Origin of the sequence: Aeromonas sp. FDAARGOS 1417 (assembly GCF_019046985.1) — a bacterium.
Lineage (GTDB): Bacteria > Pseudomonadota > Gammaproteobacteria > Enterobacterales > Aeromonadaceae > Aeromonas > Aeromonas veronii.
Genome location: NZ_CP077221.1, coordinates 1,162,018 through 1,174,677, shown reverse-complemented (window position 1 = coordinate 1,174,677; position 12,660 = coordinate 1,162,018). Strand labels below are relative to the sequence as shown.

1 protein-coding gene is annotated in these 12,660 nt (G+C 59.1%); it reads left to right on the top strand.

The features are described from left to right. On the top strand, window positions 1-12,576 hold the full coding sequence (locus I6L47_RS05140; RefSeq protein ID WP_254204820.1) for a retention module-containing protein: 12,576 nt from the start codon (window positions 1-3) through the stop codon (window positions 12,574-12,576). Window positions 12,577-12,660: the final 84 nt, after the last annotated feature.

Here is a 12,660-nt window from a genome sequence, read left to right as displayed (position 1 = left end):
ATGCGTACCCAAATCATCGACAAGTCCGTGGTTGTCTCAGCTATAGAAGGCAATGTGGAGATTGTGCTGGCTGATGGAAGCAGCCGTCCTCTGCAAAAAGGGGAAATTCTCCAACCCGGAGCAAAATTGGCCATAGCTGATGACGCCAAGCTGGCTCTTTCCCCTTATGACGATACTCCTGCATCGGATGTACCGGCAGGTTCCGAGTCCGCTGAACCTGCTCAACCGCAAGTGGCTGCCAGCCAGGAAGGCGCTCCTTCAGATATTGCCGCATTGCAAGAATCGATTCTGCAGGGTGTTGACCCGACTCAAAACTTTGAGGCTTCTGCTGCTGGTGGGGCACCAGCGGCCGGTGGTGGTGGCGGTATTGGTGGGGTTGCAGGGACCAGTGGTAATGGTGGTTTCGTCACAATTGATCGAACTGGTGATGCGACCATTGCCGAGGCCGGTTTTGACACCACCTATCAGGCTGAACCCTTTATCAACACTGAGCAAGTGGCGGAACCACTGTTGGAACCTGATCCCGTCACTAATATCTTGTTGGATGAGAGCGAAGTCGTTTCTATAGCTGAGGATAACCCTGTTAGTGGTGATCTTTTGGTTAACAGCTCCAACCCGGATGGCCCGGTAGATGCCAGCATTGTTTCCTATGACTGGGGGATTAATATCGGAGTGCCTGCCGGTGTTGCTGCCACCATTACCGGTGTGGGCACGCTGATCATCAATCCGGATGGAAGCTATACCTTTGCTCCGGCCCCTAACTATGATGGCGCCGTTCCCCCGGTGAATTATCAGGTGACTGATGGCCAGGACACAGTGACATCGACACTTGTTGTCTCCATTACCCCGGTAGATGAAGAAGTAGGTCTTGCAGGGCTGGCTCGGGAAGGGGGTGAGGTACAAGTCAGCGATACCAATTTAGCGGATGGTTCGGATCCCAACGCAGCAGCTCTGACTCAAAGTGGGGGATTTACCTTCAATGCGCCTGACGGTGTCCAGAGTTTGACTTTGGCTGGCGTTACATTAATCACCAATGGCCAGTTAGGCGCATCATTTCCACAGTCCATTATCAGCCCATTAGGAAATGCACTGACCATCACCGCGGTGACCTACAACCCTGTGACCGGTGCAGGACAAGTTAGTTACAGCTATACCCTTGGCGATAATGAAAATCATACAAGACCCGTCAATGACACCTCCCTAAGCGAAAGTTTCAGCGTTGTACTGATCGATAGCGATGGGGACACGGTCAGCGATACCCTTGACGTTACCATTTTGGATGACACCCCCACTCTGGCTGGTGGGGAGGAACAATTCGTGCGCGGTTTGGTGCACGAAGATGCGCTGCCCGGCGGCAACAGCGAAGGGGCTGACCAGAGTGTGAGCGCAACAGGGCTGGCTGGCACCCTTAATGCGCTGGTCAACTTTGGTGCCGATGGGGCAGGCAGCTTTGGTCTGGGCAGTGATGTCAGTAGTCTGGTGGGACAGGGGCTGACCAGTGGCGGTGTGGCGCTGAGCTACAGCGTGGCGGGCAATGTGCTGACAGCCAGTGCGGGTGGTGTGCCGATCTTTACCCTGACTGTAGGAGCTGGCGGCAGCTACAGCTTTACCTTGAGTGGTCAGTTGGACCATCCGACAGCGGATGGTGATGACGGTGAACAACTGGCAGGCGTGGGCATCGACTTCTCTGGCGTACTGGCCGCCACCGATGGTGACGGAGACCCACTGACAGGTGGCTTCCCTGCAGGGAGTTTTGCCATCAATGTGGAAGATGATGTGCCGACCGCCACCAACGACGAGGGTGGTTCTGTCACCGAAGATGCGGCGGGTAGCCTGAGTGGCAATGTGCTGGGCAATGATACATCTGGTGCCGATATGCTGGCGGCGTTTGTTGGCTGGAGTGCTACCGGGCATGACAACAGTGCTGCGGTCAGTGCGTTGGCCACCTACGGTGTCTTTACTCAAAACCCGACCACTGGCGCCTGGAGTTATACGCTGGACAACAGCCGTGCGGCGACCCAGGCATTGACGTCCTCGTTCAACCAGAGCTACGACGTTTGGTACACCATGAAGGATGCGGATGGTGATGAGAGCATCGCCAAGCTGACGATCACCATTCAGGGGGCGAATGATACGGCCAAGGTGACGGTGGCGGCAGAGGGGGCGGATTCGACGGTTTATGAAGCGGGTCTGAACCCGGATGGTTCGGCCGCTGCGGGCAACAGTGAAACCGATAGCGACAGCTTCCAGGTCTCGGCCAGCGATGGGATCAAGGAGGTGGTGATTGGTGGCGTGACCTTCTCGGTGGCGACGCTCAAGACCTTCTCGGTCGGTGCGCCGTCGGCAGGGATCAACACGGGGGAAGGCACCCTCAAGGTGATTGGTTACAGCAGCGCCGACGGGGACAAGAGCGCGACGATCACCTACAGCTACACACTCAATGCGGCGCAGACACACACGCAACCAGCGAATGACACCACCCTGACGGACGTGGTGGGAGTGACCGTGAACGGGGTGGGTGGCAGCACAGACAGCGGCAACCTGACGATCGCCATCATCGACGATGTGCCGAAGGCGGTGAATGATGGCCCGATTGCGGTGACAGAAGACGGTACGCTGGCGGTCAGCGGCAATGTGCTGACCGATGGTAGCGACGATGTGTTTGGTGCCGATGGCAAGGGAGCAGACTACGTGGTGTGGGACGCCAACGCGGCGGCCAAGGCCGAGTTGGCGCAATATGGCACACTGGTGCTGGATGATGTGACCGGGGCGTACAGCTTTACCCTGAACAACGCCAGTGCTGCGGTACAAGCACTGGGTGCAAATGACCTCAAGAGTGTCGACCTGACCTACTTCATTCGTGATGCGGACGGTGACACCAGTCCGGCCAAGCTGACGATCACCATTCAGGGGGCGAATGATACGGCCAAGGTGACGGTGGCGGCAGAGGGGGCGGATTCGACGGTTTATGAAGCGGGTCTGAACCCGGATGGTTCGGCCGCTGCGGGCAACAGTGAAACCGATAGCGACAGCTTCCAGGTCTCGGCCAGCGATGGGATCAAGGAGGTGGTGATTGGTGGCGTGACCTTCTCGGTGGCGACGCTCAAGACCTTCTCGGTCGGTGCGCCGTCGGCAGGGATCAACACGGGGGAAGGCACCCTCAAGGTGATTGGTTACAGCAGCGCCGACGGGGACAAGAGCGCGACGATCACCTACAGCTACACACTCAATGCGGCGCAGACACACACGCAACCAGCGAATGACACCACCCTGACGGACGTGGTGGGAGTGACCGTGAACGGGGTGGGTGGCAGCACAGACAGCGGCAACCTGACGATCGCCATCATCGACGATGTGCCGAAGGCGGTGAATGATGGCCCGATTGCGGTGACAGAAGACGGTACGCTGGCGGTCAGCGGCAATGTGCTGACCGATGGTAGCGACGATGTGTTTGGTGCCGATGGCAAGGGAGCAGACTACGTGGTGTGGGACGCCAACGCGGCGGCCAAGGCCGAGTTGGCGCAATATGGCACACTGGTGCTGGATGATGTGACCGGGGCGTACAGCTTTACCCTGAACAACGCCAGTGCTGCGGTACAAGCACTGGGTGCAAATGACCTCAAGAGTGTCGACCTGACCTACTTCATTCGTGATGCGGACGGTGACACCAGTCCGGCCAAGCTGACGATCACCATTCAGGGTGCGAATGATACGGCCAAGGTGACGGTGGCGGCAGAGGGGGCGGATTCGACGGTTTATGAAGCGGGTCTGAACCCGGATGGTTCGGCCGCTGCGGGCAACAGTGAAACCGATAGCGACAGCTTCCAGGTCTCGGCCAGCGATGGGATCAAGGAGGTGGTGATTGGTGGCGTGACCTTCTCGGTGGCGACGCTCAAGACCTTCTCGGTCGGTGCGCCGTCGGCAGGGATCAACACGGGGGAAGGCACCCTCAAGGTGATTGGTTACAGCAGCGCCGACGGGGACAAGAGCGCGACGATCACCTACAGCTACACACTCAATGCGGCGCAGACACACACGCAACCAGCGAATGACACCACCCTGACGGACGTGGTGGGAGTGACCGTGAACGGGGTGGGTGGCAGCACAGACAGCGGCAACCTGACGATCGCCATCATCGACGATGTGCCGAAGGCGGTGAATGATGGCCCGGTTGCGGTGACAGAAGACGGTACGCTGGCGGTTAGCGGCAATGTGCTGACCGATGGTAGCGACGATGTGTTTGGTGCCGATGGCAAGGGAGCAGACTACGTGGTGTGGGACGCCAACGCGGCGGCCAAGGCCGAGTTGGCGCAATATGGCACACTGGTGCTGGATGATGTGACCGGGGCGTACAGCTTTACCCTGAACAACGCCAGTGCTGCGGTACAAGCACTGGGTGCAAATGACCTCAAGAGTGTCGACCTGACCTACTTCATTCGTGATGCGGACGGTGACACCAGTCCGGCCAAGCTGACGATCACCATTCAGGGGGCGAATGATACGGCCAAGGTGACGGTGGCGGCAGAGGGGGCGGATTCGACGGTTTATGAAGCGGGTCTGAACCCGGATGGTTCGGCCGCTGCGGGCAACAGTGAAACCGATAGCGACAGCTTCCAGGTCTCGGCCAGCGATGGGATCAAGGAGGTGGTGATTGGTGGCGTGACCTTCTCGGTGGCGACGCTCAAGACCTTCTCGGTCGGTGCGCCGTCGGCAGGGATCAACACGGGGGAAGGCACCCTCAAGGTGATTGGTTACAGCAGCGCCGACGGGGACAAGAGCGCGACGATCACCTACAGCTACACACTCAATGCGGCGCAGACACACACGCAACCAGCGAATGACACCACCCTGACGGACGTGGTGGGAGTGACCGTGAACGGAGTGGGTGGCAGCACAGACAGCGGCAACCTGACGATCGCCATCATCGACGATGTGCCGAAGGCGGTGAATGATGGCCCGGTTGCGGTGACAGAAGACGGTACGCTGGCGGTTAGCGGCAATGTGCTGACCGATGGTAGCGACGATGTGTTTGGTGCCGATGGCAAGGGAGCAGACTACGTGGTGTGGGACGCCAACGCGGCGGCCAAGGCCGAGTTGGCGCAATATGGCACACTGGTGCTGGATGATGTGACCGGGGCGTACAGCTTTACCCTGAACAACGCCAGTGCTGCGGTACAAGCACTGGGTGCAAATGACCTCAAGAGTGTCGACCTGACCTACTTCATTCGTGATGCGGACGGTGACACCAGTCCGGCCAAGCTGACGATCACCATTCAGGGGGCGAATGATACGGCCAAGGTGACGGTGGCGGCAGAGGGGGCGGATTCGACGGTTTATGAAGCGGGTCTGAACCCGGATGGTTCGGCCGCTGCGGGCAACAGTGAAACCGATAGCGACAGCTTCCAGGTCTCGGCCAGCGATGGGATCAAGGAGGTGGTGATTGGTGGCGTGACCTTCTCGGTGGCGACGCTCAAGACCTTCTCGGTCGGTGCGCCGTCGGCAGGGATCAACACGGGGGAAGGCACCCTCAAGGTGATTGGTTACAGCAGCGCCGACGGGGACAAGAGCGCGACGATCACCTACAGCTACACACTCAATGCGGCGCAGACACACACGCAATCAGCGAATGACACCACCCTGATGGACGTGGTGGGAGTGACCGTGAACGGGGTGGGTGGCAGCACAGACAGCGGCAACCTGACGATCGCCATCATCGACGATGTGCCGAAGGCGGTGAATGATGGCCCGGTTGCGGTGACAGAAGACGGTACGCTGGCGGTTAGCGGCAATGTGCTGACCGATGGTAGCGACGATGTGTTTGGTGCCGATGGCAAGGGAGCAGACTACGTGGTGTGGGACGCCAACGCGGCGGCCAAGGCCGAGTTGGCGCAATATGGCACACTGGTGCTGGATGATGTGACCGGGGCGTACAGCTTTACCCTGAACAACGCCAGTGCTGCGGTACAAGCACTGGGTGCAAATGACCTCAAGAGTGTCGACCTGACCTACTTCATTCGTGATGCGGACGGTGACACCAGTCCGGCCAAGCTGACGATCACCATTCAGGGGGCGAATGATACGGCCAAGGTGACGGTGGCGGCAGAGGGGGCGGATTCGACGGTTTATGAAGCGGGTCTGAACCCGGATGGTTCGGCCGCTGCGGGCAACAGTGAAACCGATAGCGACAGCTTCCAGGTCTCGGCCAGCGATGGGATCAAGGAGGTGGTGATTGGTGGCGTGACCTTCTCGGTGGCGACGCTCAAGACCTTCTCGGTCGGTGCGCCGTCGGCAGGGATCAACACGGGGGAAGGCACCCTCAAGGTGATTGGTTACAGCAGCGCCGACGGGGACAAGAGCGCGACGATCACCTACAGCTACACACTCAATGCGGCGCAGACACACACGCAATCAGCGAATGACACCACCCTGATGGACGTGGTGGGAGTGACCGTGAACGGGGTGGGTGGCAGCACAGACAGCGGCAACCTGACGATCGCCATCATCGACGATGTGCCGAAGGCGGTGAATGATGGCCCGGTTGCGGTGACAGAAGACGGTACGCTGGCGGTTAGCGGCAATGTGCTGACCGATGGTAGCGACGATGTGTTTGGTGCCGATGGCAAGGGAGCAGACTACGTGGTGTGGGACGCCAACGCGGCGGCCAAGGCCGAGTTGGCGCAATATGGCACACTGGTGCTGGATGATGTGACCGGGGCGTACAGCTTTACCCTGAACAACGCCAGTGCTGCGGTACAAGCACTGGGTGCAAATGACCTCAAGAGTGTCGACCTGACCTACTTCATTCGTGATGCGGACGGTGACACCAGTCCGGCCAAGCTGACGATCACCATTCAGGGGGCGAATGATACGGCCAAGGTGACGGTGGCGGCAGAGGGGGCGGATTCGACGGTTTATGAAGCGGGTCTGAACCCGGATGGTTCGGCCGCTGCGGGCAACAGTGAAACCGATAGCGACAGCTTCCAGGTCTCGGCCAGCGATGGGATCAAGGAGGTGGTGATTGGTGGCGTGACCTTCTCGGTGGCGACGCTCAAGACCTTCTCGGTCGGTGCGCCGTCGGCAGGGATCAACACGGGGGAAGGCACCCTCAAGGTGATTGGTTACAGCAGCGCCGACGGGGACAAGAGCGCGACGATCACCTACAGCTACACACTCAATGCGGCGCAGACACACACGCAATCAGCGAATGACACCACCCTGACGGACGTGGTGGGAGTGACCGTGAACGGGGTGGGTGGCAGCACAGACAGCGGCAACCTGACGATCGCCATCATCGACGATGTGCCGAAGGCGGTGAATGATGGCCCGATTGCGGTGACAGAAGACGGTACGCTGGCGGTTAGCGGCAATGTGCTGACCGATGGTAGCGACGATGTGTTTGGTGCCGATGGCAAGGGAGCAGACTACGTGGTGTGGGACGCCAACGCGGCGGCCAAGGCCGAGTTGGCGCAATATGGCACACTGGTGCTGGATGATGTGACCGGGGCGTACAGCTTTACCCTGAACAACGCCAGTGCTGCGGTACAAGCACTGGGTGCAAATGACCTCAAGAGTGTCGACCTGACCTACTTCATTCGTGATGCGGACGGTGACACCAGTCCGGCCAAGCTGACGATCACCATTCAGGGGGCGAATGATACGGCCAAGGTGACGGTGGCGGCAGAGGGGGCGGATTCGACGGTTTATGAAGCGGGTCTGAACCCGGATGGTTCGGCCGCTGCGGGCAACAGTGAAACCGATAGCGACAGCTTCCAGGTCTCGGCCAGCGATGGGATCAAGGAGGTGGTGATTGGTGGCGTGACCTTCTCGGTGGCGACGCTCAAGACCTTCTCGGTCGGTGCGCCGTCGGCAGGGATCAACACGGGGGAAGGCACCCTCAAGGTGATTGGTTACAGCAGCGCCGACGGGGACAAGAGCGCGACGATCACCTACAGCTACACACTCAATGCGGCGCAGACACACACGCAATCAGCGAATGACACCACCCTGACGGACGTGGTGGGAGTGACCGTGAACGGGGTGGGTGGCAGCACAGACAGCGGCAACCTGACGATCGCCATCATCGACGATGTGCCGAAGGCGGTGAATGATGGCCCGATTGCGGTGACAGAAGACGGTACGCTGGCGGTTAGCGGCAATGTGCTGACCGATGGTAGCGACGATGTGTTTGGTGCCGATGGCAAGGGAGCAGACTACGTGGTGTGGGACGCCAACGCGGCGGCCAAGGCCGAGTTGGCGCAATATGGCACACTGGTGCTGGATGATGTGACCGGGGCGTACAGCTTTACCCTGAACAACGCCAGTGCTGCGGTACAAGCACTGGGTGCAAATGACCTCAAGAGTGTCGACCTGACCTACTTCATTCGTGATGCGGACGGTGACACCAGTCCGGCCAAGCTGACGATCACCATTCAGGGGGCGAATGATACGGCCAAGGTGACGGTGGCGGCAGAGGGGGCGGATTCGACGGTTTATGAAGCGGGTCTGAACCCGGATGGTTCGGCCGCTGCGGGCAACAGTGAAACCGATAGCGACAGCTTCCAGGTCTCGGCCAGCGATGGGATCAAGGAGGTGGTGATTGGTGGCGTGACCTTCTCGGTGGCGACGCTCAAGACCTTCTCGGTCGGTGCGCCGTCGGCAGGGATCAACACGGGGGAAGGCACCCTCAAGGTGATTGGTTACAGCAGCGCCGACGGGGACAAGAGCGCGACGATCACCTACAGCTACACACTCAATGCGGCGCAGACACACACGCAACCAGCGAATGACACCACCCTGACGGACGTGGTGGGAGTGACCGTGAACGGAGTGGGTGGCAGCACAGACAGCGGCAACCTGACGATCGCCATCATCGACGATGTGCCGAAGGCGGTGAATGATGGCCCGGTTGCGGTGACAGAAGACGGTACGCTGGCGGTTAGCGGCAATGTGCTGACCGATGGTAGCGACGATGTGTTTGGTGCCGATGGCAAGGGAGCAGACTACGTGGTGTGGGACGCCAACGCGGCGGCCAAGGCCGAGTTGGCGCAATATGGCACACTGGTGCTGGATGATGTGACCGGGGCGTACAGCTTTACCCTGAACAACGCCAGTGCTGCGGTACAAGCACTGGGTGCAAATGACCTCAAGAGTGTCGACCTGACCTACTTCATTCGTGATGCGGACGGTGACACCAGTCCGGCCAAGCTGACGATCACCATTCAGGGTGCGAATGATACGGCCAAGGTGACGGTGGCGGCAGAGGGGGCGGATTCGACGGTTTATGAAGCGGGTCTGAACCCGGATGGTTCGGCCGCTGCGGGCAACAGTGAAACCGATAGCGACAGCTTCCAGGTCTCGGCCAGCGATGGGATCAAGGAGGTGGTGATTGGTGGCGTGACCTTCTCGGTGGCGACGCTCAAGACCTTCTCGGTCGGTGCGCCGTCGGCAGGGATCAACACGGGGGAAGGCACCCTCAAGGTGATTGGTTACAGCAGCGCCGATGGGGACAAGAGCGCGACGATCACCTACAGCTACACACTCAATGCGGCGCAGACACACACGCAACCAGCGAATGACACCACCCTGACGGACGTGGTGGGAGTGACCGTGAACGGGGTGGGTGGCACCAGTGCCAGCGACCAGCTGGTCGTGCGCATCGTGGATGATACGCCGAGTGCCAATGATGATGCCGATAGTGCGACGGAGGGCGTATTCACAGCCGTCACCGGCAATGTGATTACAGGGCTGGGTACCACGGGTGGAACTAGTGGTGCGGGAGCTGATGTCAAGGGGGCGGACGATGCGGCAGTCAGCCAGGTCGTCGGCTTCAATGGCAGCACCGACAATAACCCATCGGGCGGCTTCACGGTGAGGGGGCAGTATGGCAACCTGACCATGGGTCTGGATGGCGAGTACAGCTACACGCTGACCGCGGCCTCGGTGCCGGTTGGGGCAACGGACGTGTTCACCTACACCCTCAAAGATGGTGACAACGACACGGATCCGGCGACCCTGACCATCAACATCGGCCAGGATACTCGCACACCGGTGCTGACCATCGGCAATGCGACGGTGGATGAAGAGGGTCTGCCGGTCCGTGGGGGCGAGCCGGCCGGTTCGGGTTCGGCAGGTGACACCGAGATATTCACCGGCAGTTTCACCGTCAACACGCAAGGTGAGAACCTCACTGCACTGACCATTGGTGGCGGGATTTACAACCTGGCCAGCGGCGGCAGCCAGATGCTGGTAGACAATACACAGGGTACGCTGGTCGTGACCGGGGTGACCGGTCCGAGCGGGGGTCTGTACACGGTGAACTACACCTACACGCTCAAGGACAATGCGCTCACGCACAGCGTGCAGGGTGATGATGACACGGTTAACGGCCCGCTGTTCGTGGTGTCTGCCACGGATGCGACGGGGGATGTTGGCACCGGTAATCTCCAGGTGGTCATCAGCGATGATGCCCCGATGGTGAATGCAGTGACTAATGCCGGTCAGGCCACTCAGGTTCAAAATACCAACCTGATGTTGATCCTCGATATCTCCGGCAGTATGGGCGATCCATCGGGGTATCAAGGCATGACCAGAATGCAGGTCATGCAGAAGTCAGCACTGGAACTGCTCGACAAGTATGATGCCTATGGCAACGTGATGGTCAACATCATCACCTTTGCCACCTCTGCTGCCAACGTGACAGGTGTCTGGGTCACTGCCGATGAGGCGAAGACGATCATTCTTGGCCTCTCACCGACTAATGCAACCAACTACGATGACGCACTAAACGAGGCAATCAAGGCCTTTGGTGACAGTGGCAGACTCGTTGGCGCGCAGAATATCTCTTATTTCATGTCCGATGGCCTGCCAAACCGTAATGAGCTGAGCGGCAGTGATGCATCGGTTCCAGACGGCGATAATTCTCTGGGGGGAGGAGATGGGATTAGTGGTGACGGGGTGACGCTGAGTGGAGAGGCGAAGGATTGGGCTGATTTCCTGACGGCGAACAACATTAACTCGTTTGCGCTCGGGATGGGGTCTGGCGCCACTCAATCGACGCTCGATCCGATCGCCTACAACGGGGTCAGCGGAGCGAACACCACAGCCGTGGTGGTGACAGACTTCAGCCAGCTAGCCGCCACGCTGCTCAGCACTGTTGTGGCGCCTCCCCTGTCCGGACAACTGATCGATGGGGTAACAGCGAGTACCGGTGCTGACGGTGGCTGGATCAGTGCCATCACAGTTGCAGGTGTTACTTACACCTACAACCAGAAGACAGACTCAGCTAGCTCAAACACTGCAGCCGGTACCTTTAATACGACGACCAACGAATGGTCCATTACGATCGCCGGGGGCATCCTCAAGGTGGACATGGACAACGGTGTATATACCTATACTCCGCCATCATCCATACCGGTCGGTGGTATCAATCAGAGCTTTGGCTACAGCGTGATCGATAACGATGGGGATACAGCATCCAGCACCTTGTCCATCATCGTCAATCCAGCGATCGGCCCTACTGTGGTGCGTGATGACTTCATCATTACCAATCAGAATCCCGCTATCATCCCGGATTGGGCGCTGCTGGTCAACGATACGGGGCCGCTGGCGGCTACCCAGACGATCACGGGGGTCTCTGGCGCGGTCAGTGGCACGGTGACCGACAATGCGGGTTCGGTGACCTTCGATGATAACTTGGACAATATCACTCCCCGCACTTACCAGGGATCGTTCAACTACACCAACAGCACTACCTCGGATACTGCCAAGGTGTTTGTGTATGTGCAGAGCGGGACGCTCACCGGGAGCTATCTCGACGAGATCCTGATTGGTGGATCTGGCGATGAGACGCTCGACGGCAATGCCGGCAATGACATCCTGCTCGGTGGTGGCGGCAACGATGGGTTGAGCGGTGGAGATGGTAACGACATCCTCGTCGGCGGCGCAGGCAACGATACCTTGAACGGTGGTGCTGGCAACGACACTGCCAGTTACATCGACATCACAGGTGGCGTCGGCGTCACTGTGATGGTCAATGGCAACAACCAAGCCACCGTTGGCGCTGGCAGCGACAGCCTGAGCAACATAGAGAACTTGGTCGGCTCGATGTTTGGTGACACTCTGACAGGTGATGGCAGTGCCAATATCCTCAGCGGCTTGGCCGGCAATGACACCTTGATAGGAGGCGGTGGTGACGACCTGCTGATAGGTGGCACGGGCAATGACACCCTGACAGGCAGTTCTGGCAAGGATACCTTCAAATGGCAGGCGGGAGATGCCGGTGGTACCGACACCATCATGGACTTCACGAGGGGGGCCAACGGGGATGTACTGGATCTGAGCGAACTGCTCAATGGCGAGCATGCCAATGCAGCATCCTTGGATCAGTATCTGAACTTTGCATCAGGTCCGGGAGTGAATAAATCGACCTTGACGATCGATCTGGATGGTTCGGGGAGTGGTACCACGACTCACAGCATCTTCTTTGATAATGTGGAACTGACGGCCAATTCGACACGGACTGACCAGCAAATCATTCAGGACCTGTTGAACCAAGGCAACCTCAAGGTTGATCCGTAACCAGCCAAGGGGGCCGGGTAATACCTGGCCCCTGTTTTTTCCCTAAGGGGATGGATAAGATAGCGGCAGTAGAGGAGAGGGGTA

Excerpts from the sequence above, each read along its gene's own strand:
- I6L47_RS05140 (WP_254204820.1), top strand. The coding sequence starts at position 1 with ATGCGTACCCAAATCATCGACAAGTCCGTGGTTGTCTCAGCTATAGAA.